Raw genomic sequence first — 14561 nt, 5'->3', positions numbered from 1 at the left:
CCTTCGGGAAGGTCGGTCGTCAGTCGATCGTCCAGTCCGTCGGGGTGTGACGGGACACGATCTCTTGCAGGACGCCTATCTGCTGGAGCCCGTCGGGAGTGGACAGTCCGCTCTTCGCCAGGAAGGCGGCGGCGGCGCCCGCCGCGCACCCGGACGACCACTCCGAGGGGTGGAGCCTTACGGCCGAGTTCGCCAGGAAAGTCTGGGCCATCGTTTTGCCGGCGACCAGCAGGTTATCGAAGTCGCGGTTTGTCAGGCTGCGGTAGGGGATGTAGTAGGGCAGGGGAGAGCGGTCCGACGCGTGGGCCAGCTCGCTGTACTCACACCCTGCCAACGGGTGGATATCCGCGGCGTACGCGCCCAGCGCGACGCGGTCGCCGAACCTCCGCCCCGTCTGCGACGGCGGCGCACCGCTGATGTCCTCGAAGGAGAGCAGGAAGTCACCCAGGCCGATCGAACGCCGCGTGTCTCGGATGTAGGGCGTCTTCGACAGCCCGTGCCCGGTCCCCAAGGCCTCTGCCGCAATTGTGAAGCAGTCCGGGTCAAACTCGCTTGGCGCCGCCCGGCGGAACCAGTCGTGCCACGCAAACGCCTGGCGCTCAGCGGCCGCGAGGACCGCAACATCGACTCCGCCTCGCCAGTTGCTCACCTGGCGGGCCGTGAGCTTCTTGTCGAGGAACAGATAGCCGTAGGGGTAGTCGTTCCCGGACTCGTCGGTCGCCGGATGGTAACCCCAGTTTTGGAGCGAGAGGTCGCCTGGCGAGGGGGCGTCGTGGTCTGCGAGCAACCGGCGGTAGGTCCAGACCTTCTCCCACGCGTCGGGTCGGTCCCGATAGCTCCCGAATCCAAGGTTCGGCGCTCGGGCGTAGGCGGGGTGGTCTGCTTGGGGGCTCTCGTTGAATCGCATCACGAAGCCGTAGGTGATGGCCTGGCCGCAAACCCCGCCGCTCGAATTCGGCGAGTCGGCGTTATCGGCCCCGATCAGGTAGCTAGCCCCGGAGAGGGCCAGGAGTTCGCCCCACTCCGTGGCGTCGATGAAGATCGTCCCGCGGTCGGCTTGGGAATCGAATGTGAGAACACGTTTCTCGAAGCGGTCGGACGGCTTGGCGGAGTACCACTCCGCCAAGTCTTCGGAGAGCCGTCGGTCGTAGCCACCGGACGGGGTCCCCGGCCTCGGGGTCCTCTGAATGGCGGTGAGCCTCGTGATCTTGCGACTGGCGTCATCGGTCGCGACCGCTTTCACTACCGTGTCGCGAAAGACCGTCAACCGGTCCCGCAGACGGTGTTCGCGGGGGACAAAGGCGGAATCGAGAATCACCCGCGGGAGGAAACAGTAGCGGCTCACCCAGCCCCGGCCGGGGTTGCCGATCTCGGCGAGGGCGTCTCGCAGGAAGGGCGTCATGTTGCGGGGGTCCCGGGCGATCCCCGCGACGTCCACAGCAACCTGCTTCGTCTCTGGGTCAACCACGCGGTGCCACGCCTCATCGACGGCCGGCACGCCGGAAGAGGTGAACTGCCCTCCGATCCAGTCGGTGGGCTCGATCAGCGCGACCTTGGCCCCCTCTTCAGCCGCGGTGAACGCCGCGGCGAGCGCAGCGGCCGACCCGCCGCAGATCACAACGTCGTACTGACCGGCGTCGATCGTCTCGGTCGCCGCCGGCCCGCACAAGGCCAAGGGGATCGCCACCGCCCACGCAAATCGCCACAGACAGCCAGGCCCTCTGGGTTGCGAGACCCGATTCATCGGCCCCCCGCCTTCCCCGACTCGAGGGCGATCTCGTGCCCCGAAAGCCCGTCCGCTGGCACCTCGGCTGTGAGACCGCTAGCGCCGAGCGACGTGTACTTCTCTGGGATCAACAATCGCCCGAGGGAATCCCCCGCGGGTCCGGCGGCCGCGGCTACCGCAGGGTCTTGGGAGGAGTAGCAGACCACGCGGACGCGGTGCTTCCCAACGATCGCGCCGTCGTCGTCTCCGAACGTCGAGAGAGAGAAGGTTCCGTCTTCCTGGATCTTGCCAGTAGCCGGCTGCCCGCCGCTGACGGCTTGGAACATCACGCTGCCGAACCTCAACGGCTCCCCGTCTAGGGTGACCTTCCCGCTCACCGGCGCGACGCTGGGGTGGGAGGAGCAGCCGAGCTGGGTCAGCAGCACCGCCCCGAGGAGGGCGAAATAGGGCGGGCTCATTTGACGCAGATGAAACAACTCCGTTCTACTCCTCAGCGGCTGGTTCGAGGACGTCGGAGCCCGGCGCCTCAGGACTATCGATACTATCGGTCGCGTCTGGGTCGGAGTTGGGGTCGGATCCCGAGCCCTCGCCGTCCTCGCTTTGCGTTTTCTCGTCGTCTATAAGCTGGATGATGAACGGCGCGTTGCCGGCGGCCAGCACCGAGACCTCGAGCCCGCTGGTCGAGAAGTTAGCGTAGCGTTCGGGCACCAAGAGCTCTCCCAGCGAATCGCCGCCCGCTTCCGATGATGGTTGCCCAGTTTGCGTCGAGTAGCTGGTGACGCGAACTCGATGCAGCCCCACGGCCGCGCCGTCGTCGCTGCTGTAGGTGCCCAGCGTGAAGGTCCCGTCGCCGGACAGGTGACCCACCGCGGGCTGGCCGCCGCTGATGGGCTGAAACACGATCTGACCAACCGCCAGCGGGCTCCCGTCTAGCAGCACCTTCCCGCTGACCGGGACCGTCTCCGGCCGACCGCCGGCCCCGCCGCAGCCGACCAAGGCGGCGCACAGCAGAACGAGTGGCGGCAGCCGCCTAGCACTAGATGCCATTGATAATCTCGCCGCCGTTCACCGTTCCGAGCCCTAAGTACGTGAGAAAATCGATGCTCTCGGCAACCGGCCGGACGCTCCCGTCACAGTAGACGAACTGCACGACGCCGGTGTGCAGGCTGCTGAAGGGCCGCTGGACAAACGGCGCCGAAAACTTGTCGAGCTTCGAGTTGGGCTGGTTGAGCAGCACCTTCAGGTGGTAGGGCGCGTTCTGAAAGCCGCCCAGGTACCAGGGGCGGTTGAAGTAGGGCCTTTCGACGCAGGAAGAGTAGGTCTCGCAGGGCGTGTCGACGAACTCCCCAATCATGAATGAATTCGAGGTCCCGTCGGTGATCTGCCTCAGCTTCCGAGGCTCTTCCTTGCCGAAGAACCGGTTCGGCACGGGCTCGATCACGTCGAACGTGAAGGCGCCATTGCGATAAACGGGACCGTAGGGGGTTTGAACGCGGAGCTTGGCGATCTCCTCTGGCGAGTAGCTCCCCCCGCCGCTGAGGCTGGCGATGGTGGCGGCGTCGGCCCCGGAGCAGCCGGAGTAGGTAACCAGCGCCCCGTGCTGGTAGGCGTAGGCAGTCGACGATCCGATCCCGCTGCCGTCCTCCGAGGTGGAGCGCACCGGAGGCACGTCCCAACTTGGGCAGAGGTAGGTCGACACAATGGTTGTCTGCGCCGGGTCATTGTACGGGCTGCTGCTGCGTTCGTACTCAAAGTCAATCTGGTCGTACGCGGCCTGCTCTTCGATGAAGGGCAGGATCCGGGAAAAGATGCTCTTCTTGGTGAAGTTCCACTTGGCTTGCCGCCTTTGCTCATCGAACTCCCACCCGGCGAATCCCGGAGGGAGCGCGTCGCCGTAGGTCGATGCGTAGTTCATGCAGCCGATGCCGAGCTGGCGGAGGTTGTTGCTGCACGAATTGCGCCGCGCCGCTTCTCTCGCGGACTGCACGGCCGGGAGCAGCAGCGCGATCAGCACTCCGATAATGGCGATCACGACCAGCAACTCGACTAACGTGAAGCCGGCCGAGCCTCGGCGAGCACGCTCAGATCTTGAGCTCATGGATTCATCCGGTGCTTTTAGGTCGCACAGTCGCGTCGGCGACCGCACAAAATAAGCGAGGCGAGCGTCCCGGCAATCGCGAGACCGGTCGGCTCTGGGGCGGCAGCCCCATTTAGGCTGCCCGCTGCCGCCGCCCCGTAGTTCGCCTGCCAAAAGGCGTAGTCTTCTGCGTCGACCAGCCCAGGGGTGGTCGCGTCCGGACTCTCGCCAGGCAGAGTGACACTCACGCCCTCACTATCCCGCCAAACGGTGTAGTCGGCTGCGTCCACGACGCCGTCGTCGTTGTAATCGCCGACCAGTACTTCGCCGCCGCTGCCCACACCGAAGATAAACACATTCCGGTTCACAAAGTCCACCACAGCAAGCGTCTTGCTGATGGGGTCGTAGTCAAAATCGTAGATCCCAGCGCCATCCGCGATGTCGGCGCCGGTCAGCCCGCCCAGCAGGTTAAACGTCGCGGTCTTGGCCACGCCGTCCGTGTCGACGACTTTAACGACGTCGACGAACGGCTGGTCCGTGCTCGCAACCACGCTGTCGTTGTAGATGAGCAGGTCGCCTTCCGCCGTGCCCTCCAGGAACTCGATCTTCTGACCAAGCTTGAAGGCGCCGGCGTCGGTGGGGTCGTCAACGATCGTGCGACGGTTGGTGGTCGCGTTGTCGCCCGACCGGTCCGCCGCGTCGATGTCGTTGTTGCGACGGACGTAGATGTCGCCGGTGGCGGGGTCGAAGGCGAAGTCGCGTGCGAAGTTGGACCCCGGCGGGCTGTCCGGCAACCACTGAAAGCCAAGCGGCTCCGAGCCGAGCAGGTACTCGCTGGCACCGGTGGCCGGGTCTTGCAGCGCACGGCGGCCGCTGGCGAACTGGGTCCACGCGACGCCAGGGGTCGCGTCCGCACCATTGAAGCCAGGGTCAAAGCCGACACCCGACCCACCGCGGCCTGTAATGCCGGCGTCGCTCAGGTCCCACAGCAGGGAGTTGCTGCTTGTGTCGAAGAGCTGGATCGCGTCACCCGATGCGGCGCCATCGTCGTACGCGGCCGCCAAGCCGCTGCCCGAGAGCTCCAAGCCCGTGTAGCCCCGCCCCAGCGGTTGAAAGATCTCGCCAAACTTGGGGCCGAAATCAGCGTCAGAGAGCACGTTGATCCCGGTGCGTGTCGGGTTCAGAACCTCGATCAAACCAATCGGCAGCAGCGACGACCCGAAGTTGTCGTGGCCGCCCAGGTACAACTTGCTCCCATTCCAGGCGACCGCCAGGGGATTCGTGCCGATGAACTTGGGGTTGTCGTCGACGCTGGTGTCGTCAGGGTCCAGGTCCGAGCTGAAAGCAAAGCTCACGTCGAACCTGGCGATCTCGTTGAATTCGATCGCCGCGGCCTGGCCGACTAGCACAACCGCCAGGGCCACAGCGGAGACGCTCGTTGCGCAGTGAGAGAGTCGCATAGTTTACCTGTAAATTTGCAGCAGAGAACCGAGGTGTCGCCAACCGAATTTGACGCGAAGCGCGTCGCTCAATGCCTTCCTCGGAAGCGGCATGCCGGTCCAACCAGCAAGCCCGAGACGAGCACGAGGCACGCCGCCGGCTCGGGAACCACGCCGAAAACATGGACGTTCCGATTGGCAAAGTCGGCGATCGCGAGCGTCCTGGTGGCGGGGTCGTAGTCGAAGTCGTAGTAGCCGTTTCCGTCCGCGGGCGTCCCGCCGCCGATGAAGGAGAACGTCGCGGCTTCGGGCGTCCCGCTGGTGTCGATCAGCTTGACGGCCGAAGCAAACGGCTGGCCCGAAACCGTGGCCGGGCGGTCGTTGTAGATCAGCAGGTCGCCGTCGGGCGTGCCGGCGAGGAAACTGATCATGTGACCGGCGACAAAGTCCGCGCCGGTGTCAACGGGTACAAGCTCCGACGTTGCGGTGACCGAGTTTCCGCCGGTCCTCGTGCTCATGATGACGCCGTTGGAGCGACGGGCGTAGATGTCCCCGGTTGCGGGGTCGAAGTCCATGTCGCGCCAGAACGAGCCAGAGCCGGTGTTGATGATCATGCCATCGGCGGTGTTGTAGAGGTCGGCCCCCGTAGCCGTGTCTTGCAGCGCTCGTCGCCCACTGCCGAAGGTGGTCCAGGCGACGCCCTGGTCGGCCCCGCCGAAGCCGGGGTCGAAGGCGACGCCGCTGCCGCCGCGGGCGTTCTTGGCCCACGTCTGCGTGCGAGACGACGCGTCCAGGGCCTGGATGCCGTTGGGGTCGGCGGCGCCGTCGTCGTAGGCGGCCACGAGAACGGAGCCTTGCAGGTCGAGGCCCGAGTAGCCCCGGAGATTGGGAGTCGCGAGATCGGCGAACGCCTCGCTCAATGAAGCTGCGTTGACGCCCGTCGCACCCGCGTTGGTGATCTCTGCGATCGCCGTGTTCGCTTGAGCACCAGACGAATTGAAACCGGCGATGAAGAGCTGCCGGCCGTTCCACGCGACCGCCGATGGGTTGTTGCCGATGTACGAGGCAGAACTCGCGTCCGCGGACGCCGAAACGTCAAACCGAGCAATTTCCACGAAGGTCGCGGCGCACACGGCGCCAGGAAGCGTCAGGACGCAAGCGAGAACGGCGCTTGCGGCGGGGAGTTTGTGGTTCATGAGACGTCTAGCCAGAGGGTGCAGGTGGGGCGAGGATTCCAAGCGGGCGCATCAAGCAGGCCTTATCTCTGTGATCACCGTGCGGACGCGGCGACTGGGAGTTAGCGTACCGAGGCTCGGATCAGTGGTCAAAATTATCTGCGATATTTTTTCCACCGTTTGCGACACCGCCTTACCCATGCGGCTGTGCGTGCCGCCGGAATTGCAGCGGGGTCGCGCCGTACTTGCTGCGGAACGCGGTTCCGAATTGCGTCGCGCCGGCATACCCAGCCGCTTCCGCCACTTGGTCGATAGACAGCTCGGTCTCGATCAGCAGCTGCCGGCCGCGCTCGAGTCGCAGTCGGCGGAGCTCTTCAGCGGGAAGACGTCCAAGCTTCTTCTTGAACGAGCGTTCGAGCTGGCGTCGAGTCACCGGCGTCGCTTCGAGCACCTCGGCCACCCCGATCCCGCGGCAGGCGTGCTGCTGCATAAAGCGGAGCGCGCGGACGACCATGGGGTCGTCAATGGCGAGGACATCGCTAGACTGGCGGCTGTGAACCCGGAGCGGCTCGACTAAGACGGCCGCCGCCGTGGGGGCCTCTCCACGGAGTCTCGCGGCAAGCCGCCTTGCCGCCTCAAAGCCAATCCGGTGGCTGGCAACCTCGATGCTCGACAAGGGCGGGGAGCAAACCTCACACAACAGGTCGTCCGAGTCACCCGCGAGGACGGCGACGTCATCAGGAATCGCCAGGCCGGCCAGCACGCCAACTTCAACCAACGACTTCCCCTGGACCGCGTCAGATGTCAGCACCGCGACCGGCGTCTCGAGCTGCGACAGCCAACGGGTGACGCGTCGGCGATACTCCTCGGGGCTGATCTGCCGGCCTACCCGGTAGCCCGGCCGGTACTGGGCGCAGGCCAGCCCCTGCTGCTCCAGCAAGGAAGCAAACACCTTCCCGCGATAGTTCGAGTAGTCGCGACTAGGCGGCGCGAAATACGCGAAGCTCTCGAACCCCTTGCTGCGGAAGTGCTCGATCGCGGAATGCGCCCATGCGTGGAAATCCGTGACCACCGAATCGGTTTCTTCCGCGCCCACGTAGGAGTCGCCCACGTCAACAACCGGCACGCCGCTGGTGACCAACCGTTGGAACTGCAGCGGCGTCGAAATCCTGGCGATCAGCCCGTCGGCCCGCCAGGCGGGAGGGATAGTGCGATTGGCCGGGTTGTGGTGCGGATCGATCAGCAGGTTCCACGGTCCGAACTTGTCGGCAAAGCTGGCGACGCCGCGCAGCAGGTTCCTGCCCCAGGCCGAGTCGAATTCGACAAGCACGCCAACCTCGGGTATCGCCATCGAAGCACCTCTGGCTGGGGGAACGGTCGGTCAGGCGCCGTCCACGGCTTTCCGTCGAAGTTGGGCTCGAGTCGGCAGCGGCGCCCTCTCAGAAGGCGTCTGGTCTAGAATAGGCAGGCAGGGCCGACGGAGGAAGCGCTTCGGGAGCCGGCCCACCACCCTAACTATTGAAGCGATGGACCAACCTCACCGCTACGCCATTGGCATGCTGACCACCGTCACCGGCGACGCGGTCGAGGCCGCGCTCATCCACAGCGACGGCCGCGACGACATCCGTCCCATTGGGGGTGTGAACCTGCCGTGCCCGCAGACCCTGCAGTGGGGGCTGCTTGAGGCGACGCAAAATGACCTGCCGATCACCGAGCTAGCGCGGCTCGAAAAGGAACTGACGCACCACTTCGCTCGGGCGGCCGGCGCGCTGCGGCGCCGGCACCCCAAGGAGTTCGAGCAGGTCGCCGCGGTCGGGATCGATGGGCACACGGTTCGCCGGATGCCCGAAGAAGGGATCTGGCTTCAGATCGGCAATCCTTGGCTGCTCTCGGAGTTGATTGGGCTGCCGGTGGTCTCCGACTTCCGCCGGCATGACATCGCGATCGGCGGCCAGGGCGCGCCGCTCGAGTCGATGTACCACTGGGCCCTGATGTCCGAGGAGCCGCGCCCCGCTCTGATGCTCAACCTAGGGGCTGTGTGCAGCCTGACTTGGCTGAGCCCCGCCAATGAGATCATCGCTGGCGACGTGGGACCGGGGCTGGAACTGCTTGACGAATGGGTCCAGGAAGTCGCCGAAGCCACCGACGACGACGAGGGCCAGGTGTCACTGCGGGGAGTGGTGCACGAGAGGGCGGTGGAGTACGCGCTCGCAAGTCCGTTTTTCAAACGCCCGCTGCCGCGTTCGCCAACTCGTTCGGATTTTGAACGAATCGACGTCTCGGGACTAGAGCCCGAGGACGGCGCGGCCACCATTTGCGCGATCATTGCCGAAGCCATTTCTCTCGCCGTGCGGCAGCTGCCCGAGGTCCCCGAGTCGACCTGGGTGACCGGTCGCGGCAGCCGCCACCCGCTGCTGCTAAAGAGGCTCCGCGCCGCCATCGGCGAGCTGCGCAACGTTGGCGAACGAGGACTCAATCCCGACACCCTGGAGGCGGAGTGCTTCGGCTGGCTCGCGATTCGCTACCAGCGCGGGCTGCCCGTTACAACGCCAGAAACCACCGGCTGCCGCGTCGCCAATTGCGCCGGTGTGTCGACGGCGCGGGGGCCGTGGTCCTAAGCGTCCGGCGCCCGCCTGGGCTCCGGTTGGTCCGCTCCGAGCAGGCGCATCTGCCGGTCAAACAACCTTGCGAACCACACGCCCGTCGCGACGGCGGTTCCGAGGTAGACGGCGCCCTCAGCCCAGCGTCCGACGAACCAGACCGATGCCCCGAGCACGCCGGCGACCAGCGTCGAGGCCCCAACGACCGCCGCCAGCAGGCCACGGAGCAGGAGATTCCGGGGGGGCGGCACAAACGAGTCGTCCTCCTGCAGGCAGCGCTCGCGCACGGGGCCCCAGAGGCCCATCGGCCTCGCCCGCCGATAGAAGCGAACCAGCACCGGCATTGGCTCGGGGCTCGTCGCGAGCGTCGCCAGGATCCACGCGACGCATGTCAACGCCATGCCCAGGGCCGCCTGCAGCATGTCCATTCCCTGAGCTGCCGACTCACTCGCCGACCGAGCCGCCCCCCAGGAAGGGAACAGGCTGAGCAGGCCCGGGATCCTCCGCCCAAGGGCCGTGAATCCGCCCAGCGTCAGGAAGATACAGGGGCCCCCGATCATCGCCGTCAGCCAGCTCCAGAAGTTCACGCGCCACCACCACCACTGGCCCCAGTAGATACTGGCCGTCGCGCCGTACATGCCCGCCAGCACGATCGCGATCCCGATCAACGAATCCGCGTGATAGGCCACCATGATCCCCGCCGCGAGCACCGCCAGCATCAGGAAGCGGCCTACCCACACGGCAGAACGAGACCCCGGTGCGAGTAACCTGGAGTCGGGTGACAGCTGCCGAGCGACATCGTTGACCAGCGTCTGCGAGCCGTAGCTCAGGTGGCTGGAGATCGTGGACATGACGCTCGCGAGGAGCGCCGAGAGGGCGATGCCGAAGAAACCCGACGGCAGGTACTCGCTCAGCAGCATCGAGTAGGCCTCCTCGCGACGCCCAGGGTCGGCGTCGTAGAGCCAGGGATGCTTGACCAGCAGCCCCAGGGTAGGGAGCGTTAGCAGCAGCAGCATGGCAAAGAGCCCCGCCGCCCCCCAGACGTTCATCTTCGCCGCGTCGCGGTCGCTCCGGCAAGAGAAGAGCCGCTGCCCCTCGAGGTCGACCGCGCCGCCCCGCCCGACGGTTGGAACGAGCAGCCACGCCAAGACAACCGCGGGACCGAGCACCCGGTGCCCCCAGGTCGGCCAAGTTGAAAGGATCTCTGCGGAGCTGCCCGGGCGGGCGTTCTCGACAGCAGCGGCCAGGCCAGCAGGACCACCGTGCTCCCAGAGCACCGAAACGACGAGCATGCCGCTCGCGAGCAAGATTACAAGCGACTGCATGACGTCGGTCAGCACCACCCCTGCGAACCCTCCGATCCAGACGTACGCCACAAGCACCGGCAACACGATCGCCAGCGTTGTGGTCTTGTCCTCGATGCCGAACGCCGGTCCAAATACCTTGTGGACGCCGAGCAGGCCCGCCCCGATCCACGGGGCCATGTTCACTGCGATCGCAAACAAGGACGAGTAGACGCGCATGAATCGCGTGCGACTCCCCGAGAAACGGAGCGCGTAGAACTCCGGTCCTGTGCGGATCTGGAGCTGGCGCCAGCGAACCGCGAACACCAGGGCGGCGATCATCCAGGCTAGCGCGAACCGCGGAAGGTAGAAGAAGGCAATCGGCAGGCCCACGACGACCGCGAAACCGCAGTACGTCGGTCCGACGTCGGCGTTCAAGGCGGTCGCGGCGAATGACACGCCGTTCATCCATCCCGGCACCCGGCGCCCGGCGAGGAAATAGGCGTCCTCGCTATCGGTCCCGGCCGCGAGGTCTCGTCCTGAGGCAGACGTGCGGCGCAGCCCACGGCTTGCGAGCAGGCCGATCGCGAGCGTCGCAACGAGGTAGATCACGACCAGCGCCCGGTCGATAGTCGTGGCGGCTCCAAGGACCTGACAGGCGTGCATGCTGGCTGGGCATTGAGGGCAACGAAGGCCCGGTGCTTACCGATGGGTGATCGCCGCGGCGTAGGCCCTAGGCGTAGGCGACCTGCCCCGTCTCGCTGGAGCGGTAAATAAGGTCCACGATCGCCTGCACGTTCCTCGCCTGCCAGGGCGTGGCCCCGACGCCGTAGTGGCGTGTCGCAACCGCCCGCGCGAAATCGTGCAGCTGCAGGACCAGCCGGTCCTCGTCGGGCAGGTCGACGCTGGCCTCGTGCAGGCGCCCGTCAGCGTCGGTCCGCACGTTGAGGTGGTCGCCAAACAGCTCGAACGAGAGGCCGCCGCGGTCTCCCAGCAGGGCGAACATGGAATCGGGGGCGCTCGCCTGAGGCAGGTTGCACGCCCACGCCACCTGCAGGTCGAGCGTCGCTCCGTTCTCGAACGTAATCAGCGCGGTGGCGTGGTCGTCGACGTCGAACACGCCCTGGTAGTTGGGCGGCCCCGCCCACATTGACTCGTAGACGTAGTCCTCCATCCTCACGCCAAACACCGAGTACGCCTTGCCGCTGACCGTCGCGGTCCTGGGCTGCCCCATCAGGTGCGTCGCCAGGTCGATCAGGTGCACCCCGACGTCGATCAGAACGCCGCCGCCGGACAGCGACTTGGTTGTGAACCACTTGCCCAGGCCGGGGATCCCGCGCCGCAGGTGCAGGTGGGCCTTGGCGTGGTACAACTCGCCCAGCTCCCCCGAAGTCGCGTGGGCCATGGCGGCCTTGCCGACTGACGTGAAGCGGTGGGCGTACCCCACCTGCAAGATGCGACCTAGGTCTTCCGCCAAACTGACAAGTTCGTCACAGTCGCCGGCGGTGAGCCCCATCGGCTTCTCGAGCAAGACGTCCTTGCCAGACCGCATCGCGTCAATCGCCAATGGTCTGTGGAGGCTGTTCGGGACCGCGATCACCACCGCCTGAATGGAGGGATCGTCCCAAATCCTCGCACACCCGCGGGCGGCGTAGGCCCCGTGCTGCGCAGCGAGGCGGTTGGCCTGCTCAAGGTCTTGGTCTACAACCCCTGCCACCTGGAAGCCCGCGGACTCGGCCGCCTCGGCGTGCTTCTCGCCGATCGCGCCGGCTCCGATGATCCCAAATCGCATCATGGTTTGATTCTTGTCTCGAACGGTCTATCGGATGACGCACTCCCCGGCCGGCGGCGCCTGGTCAGTGTCTTGCGTGCGGCAACCCGGACGACGCCCAAGCGGCGCGCCGAACGGGGTCCGCGCGTCGCCCCTCGACCCGGAGTATGACCGGCGGCAAAACGAACAACAATAGCGCGGCCGGCCGGCCCCCAGGCATCGGTTCCGTCAGAGGCCAACCCACTTTGTGCCGGCCTCCGGCCTCTTCGCGGCGTCAAGGATGCGCATCACCGACAGCGTCTGTTCTCGAGGAACCAGCGGTTGGCCCGCGTCAAAGAAGTCGAGAATGCCCCGCGCCGCGTCTACGAACAGGCGAGAGTCGTCAACCCGCAGCAGCCGCTTGTCCTCTGCGCTTTCGACGAGTGCTTCGAAGGGTAGATGCTCGCGAGCGTTGAAATGGATCGTCGCCGCGACTCCATCCGGGAAATCGAGTAGGATCGTCATCAACGGGTCAGAGGTGGAGGTCACCAGCCGGCTTGGCGCGACGGCCAGGCAGCTAATGACAAGCTCGACCGGATGCACGCCGTACTCGTCGAAGGTGTCGCCGCCCGCCCACACGGTGATGGAACGAATGGGGGCCCGCAGCTGACGGCAGTAGGCTTGAATATTCGTTGACCGCAACGCCGAGGTGGTCTGGACTGGCGTCGCGAAACGGTCGGCGAGGTCAAAAACCGAACACGCCTGCCCGTAGTCGACCGCGAAGGTCTTGTCGACAAAGGTTGGCTTGGCGTAGGGAAGCACCTGCTCGCACAAGGGCAGATGCGTCTGCGGCGAAGAAGGCGCTAGGATAGCGAACGCGTCAACGTGGGAAGCAAGGTCGTCGATGCTGTCGACGAGCGGCACGCGGTGCTCGTCCGCGAACCGCCTGCTTTCGCCGTTCTGCAAAGCGAAGGCGCCGGTCACCTCCCAGCCACGGTCCGCCAACTCGCTGCGGAAGGCGGCGAGGTAGGTCTTCGCGTGGAAATTGTCGAGACAGTCGTCAACGAGACCGATCCTGCCCGTTGGCATTGGCTCCTCCGCGGTATTCAATGATCGTCGCCGTCCGAGTCGGTCCTTGCCCGACGCGGCGCCCTGGGATGTTTAGCAGCTCCCGTTTGTGCCGGCAAGGAGCCGCCAACCAGACGATGCATTCCCGCGAGAATCTTGCGAAGTCTCGCGGGCGTTCCAACTCACGACGCCGAAGCGCTATACGCGGCTAACAGTGCGTCGGTCACATCCGCTCCACCGACGCGGCCAAATCGAACTCGGGAAAACGTAAGGCCCGCAAGACGACCAACGAGACGCTCCGCACCAGCGACGGTGTGCGGCTGGTCATCAGTTCGCGGCGATGACCTGCCCCCTTCAAACGAGTCCACAGGTGGAGCGATAATCGCTCTGCGTGGACGTCATGTGAAGGAGGTTCAAGATGCCACGATGGAAGAAGCATTCTGCGGAGGAGATTATCGGCAACGGGCAGCATTCGCCGCGCGGTGATCAATAGGAATAGACCGCGGTAGAACGGAAGCCCGAGGCATCCCCACGGGCCGGACATCGCTTTCGTCTTTTCCGGCGCGCGTCCCGTCCCCTGGAGATGGCCGTGGGGCTATCCTGGGCGTCACTTCGTTCAACGGGGCTTTGCCGACAGGTCTTCCCAGGGATTAATGAGCATCACTCCGGTCGACACGAAGTCGGTGATGTTGCGGGTCACCAGGTGCAGCCCATGCCGCAGGGCGGTGGCTGCGAGGAGGCCGTCGACGGCTGGAATCTGCCTACCCTTTGCTGCCGAGCTGGCGGTGATCTCGCCCCAGATCACGGCGGTCTCAAGATCGACCGGCAAGATACGGTCCTCGGCGGAGTTCACGACCTGGTCGAACCACACCCCCAGTGATTTTTTTTTGGCGCTCGGCGCCAGCTTGTTGATCCCCTTCCTCAATCCCCCGAGGGTCAGCACGCTCAAGAAGATGGCTTCCGGCGGGAGGGCTTCCAGCCGCTCACGAACCCGTGGGTTGCCTTGCGGCCGCTGGATTTCTGAGAGGACGCAGGTGTCGAGCAGGGTTCTCACAGCTCCAACTCCCGGCCGAGGCTAGGATCACGCTCCAGGTCGAGGCCTTCCAGGCTGGGGCCGCTCAGGATCAATTCCTTCAGGCTTGCAACGTCTCCGGTTAGACGCCGGTACTCTTCGCCGCCAAGAACGACGTACTGGCGGTTCCGCCGTGTGATGAATTGCGCCTGCTGTTCTGCTCGATTGAGCACCTCGCTGAGCTTGCTCTTCGCATCGGCAATATTCCATTCGGCGTGGGGCATAGCGACCTCCCTTTGACTAGTTAAACTAGTTCAATTCTTGCACCGTTTTCGCGATCAGTGAAGAAAACTCGTCTTGCAGGCGTTTTCGGTCCTCAGCCTCTCGGCTTGGTCGAAACGCGGCGTGGCGACTTGTGACGTGCAGCAACG

At 65.5% G+C, this 14561-nt stretch carries 13 protein-coding genes; 1 reads left to right on the top strand and 12 read right to left on the bottom strand.

Annotation, left to right across the window (positions count from 1 at the left end):
- Nucleotides 1–19: 19 nt before the first annotated feature.
- From Pla123a_RS05850 to Pla123a_RS05820, 7 genes are all read right to left on the bottom strand, one after another.
- The gene (locus Pla123a_RS05850; protein WP_197527712.1) at nt 20–1687 is read right to left on the bottom strand and encodes an FAD-dependent oxidoreductase; all 1668 of its coding nucleotides are present in this window, start codon (nt 1685–1687) and stop codon (nt 20–22) included.
- A 53-nt stretch (nt 1688–1740) separates the two neighbouring features.
- Complete coding sequence (locus Pla123a_RS05845; RefSeq protein ID WP_197527711.1) at nt 1741–2184, bottom strand: hypothetical protein; 444 nt, start codon at nt 2182–2184, stop codon at nt 1741–1743.
- A gap of 25 nt (nt 2185–2209) precedes the next feature.
- Complete coding sequence (locus Pla123a_RS05840; protein WP_146584813.1) at nt 2210–2773, bottom strand: hypothetical protein; 564 nt, start codon at nt 2771–2773, stop codon at nt 2210–2212.
- Complete coding sequence (locus tag Pla123a_RS05835) at nt 2763–3824, bottom strand: DUF1559 domain-containing protein (protein ID WP_146585209.1); 1062 nt, start codon at nt 3822–3824, stop codon at nt 2763–2765. The genes Pla123a_RS05840 and Pla123a_RS05835 overlap by 11 nt, the downstream gene beginning before the upstream one ends.
- 17 nt (nt 3825–3841) lie before the next feature.
- A complete protein-coding gene (locus Pla123a_RS05830; RefSeq protein WP_146584811.1) occupies nt 3842–5263 on the bottom strand; it encodes a hypothetical protein in 1422 nt (473 codons plus the stop codon).
- Nucleotides 5264–5331: 68 nt separating this feature from the next.
- Nucleotides 5332–6438 (bottom strand): hypothetical protein, encoded by a 1107-nt coding sequence (locus Pla123a_RS05825; protein ID WP_146584809.1) that lies wholly within the window; start codon nt 6436–6438, stop codon nt 5332–5334.
- A 172-nt stretch (nt 6439–6610) separates the two neighbouring features.
- Nucleotides 6611–7768 carry a substrate-binding domain-containing protein gene (locus Pla123a_RS05820; protein WP_146584807.1) on the bottom strand — a complete coding sequence of 386 codons (1158 nt, stop codon included), beginning with the start codon at nt 7766–7768 and terminating at the stop codon, nt 6611–6613.
- Nucleotides 7769–7943: 175 nt separating this feature from the next.
- On the opposite strand from Pla123a_RS05820, the gene Pla123a_RS05815 reads away from it, so the two are divergent.
- Complete coding sequence (locus Pla123a_RS05815) at nt 7944–9035, top strand: anhydro-N-acetylmuramic acid kinase (RefSeq protein WP_146584805.1); 1092 nt, start codon at nt 7944–7946, stop codon at nt 9033–9035.
- On the opposite strand, the gene Pla123a_RS05810 is transcribed toward Pla123a_RS05815, so the two are convergent.
- The 5 genes from Pla123a_RS05810 to Pla123a_RS05790 form a co-directional block, all read right to left on the bottom strand.
- Nucleotides 9032–10966 carry a sodium:solute symporter family transporter gene (locus Pla123a_RS05810; RefSeq protein WP_146584803.1) on the bottom strand — a complete coding sequence of 645 codons (1935 nt, stop codon included), beginning with the start codon at nt 10964–10966 and terminating at the stop codon, nt 9032–9034. The two genes, Pla123a_RS05815 and Pla123a_RS05810, sit on opposite strands and share 4 nt — an antisense overlap.
- 67 nt (nt 10967–11033) lie before the next feature.
- Complete coding sequence (locus Pla123a_RS05805) at nt 11034–12095, bottom strand: Gfo/Idh/MocA family protein (protein ID WP_146584801.1); 1062 nt, start codon at nt 12093–12095, stop codon at nt 11034–11036.
- 204 nt (nt 12096–12299) lie between these two features.
- The gene (locus Pla123a_RS05800) at nt 12300–13139 is read right to left on the bottom strand and encodes a Gfo/Idh/MocA family protein (RefSeq protein WP_146584799.1); all 840 of its coding nucleotides are present in this window, start codon (nt 13137–13139) and stop codon (nt 12300–12302) included.
- Nucleotides 13140–13734: 595 nt separating this feature from the next.
- Nucleotides 13735–14172: a type II toxin-antitoxin system VapC family toxin gene (locus Pla123a_RS05795; protein ID WP_146584797.1), complete on the bottom strand. Its 438-nt coding sequence runs from the start codon at nt 14170–14172 to the stop codon at nt 13735–13737.
- Nucleotides 14169–14414, bottom strand: a complete 246-nt coding sequence (locus tag Pla123a_RS05790; protein ID WP_146584795.1) for a type II toxin-antitoxin system prevent-host-death family antitoxin — start codon at nt 14412–14414, stop codon at nt 14169–14171. The genes Pla123a_RS05795 and Pla123a_RS05790 overlap by 4 nt, the downstream gene beginning before the upstream one ends.
- Nucleotides 14415–14561: the final 147 nt, after the last annotated feature.

It is taken from the genome of Posidoniimonas polymericola (assembly GCF_007859935.1).
Taxonomy (GTDB): domain Bacteria; phylum Planctomycetota; class Planctomycetia; order Pirellulales; family Lacipirellulaceae; genus Posidoniimonas; species Posidoniimonas polymericola.
Note: the sequence above shows the minus strand (reverse complement) of the source record. Positions and strands in the feature narration are given on the sequence as shown.

Excerpts from the sequence above, each read along its gene's own strand:
- Pla123a_RS05810 (WP_146584803.1), bottom strand. The coding sequence starts at position 10,966 with ATGCACGCCTGTCAGGTCCTTGGAGCCGCCACGACTATCGACCGGGCG.
- Pla123a_RS05845 (WP_197527711.1), bottom strand. The coding sequence starts at position 2,184 with ATGAGCCCGCCCTATTTCGCCCTCCTCGGGGCGGTGCTGCTGACCCAG.
- Pla123a_RS05815 (WP_146584805.1), top strand. The coding sequence starts at position 7,944 with ATGGACCAACCTCACCGCTACGCCATTGGCATGCTGACCACCGTCACC.
- Pla123a_RS05800 (WP_146584799.1), bottom strand. The coding sequence starts at position 13,139 with ATGCCAACGGGCAGGATCGGTCTCGTTGACGACTGTCTCGACAATTTC.
- Pla123a_RS05840 (WP_146584813.1), bottom strand. The coding sequence starts at position 2,773 with ATGGCATCTAGTGCTAGGCGGCTGCCGCCACTCGTTCTGCTGTGCGCC.
- Pla123a_RS05825 (WP_146584809.1), bottom strand. The coding sequence starts at position 6,438 with ATGAACCACAAACTCCCCGCCGCAAGCGCCGTTCTCGCTTGCGTCCTG.
- Pla123a_RS05805 (WP_146584801.1), bottom strand. The coding sequence starts at position 12,095 with ATGATGCGATTTGGGATCATCGGAGCCGGCGCGATCGGCGAGAAGCAC.
- Pla123a_RS05830 (WP_146584811.1), bottom strand. The coding sequence starts at position 5,263 with ATGCGACTCTCTCACTGCGCAACGAGCGTCTCCGCTGTGGCCCTGGCG.
- Pla123a_RS05820 (WP_146584807.1), bottom strand. The coding sequence starts at position 7,768 with ATGGCGATACCCGAGGTTGGCGTGCTTGTCGAATTCGACTCGGCCTGG.
- Pla123a_RS05835 (WP_146585209.1), bottom strand. The coding sequence starts at position 3,824 with ATGAGCTCAAGATCTGAGCGTGCTCGCCGAGGCTCGGCCGGCTTCACG.
- Pla123a_RS05790 (WP_146584795.1), bottom strand. The coding sequence starts at position 14,414 with ATGCCCCACGCCGAATGGAATATTGCCGATGCGAAGAGCAAGCTCAGC.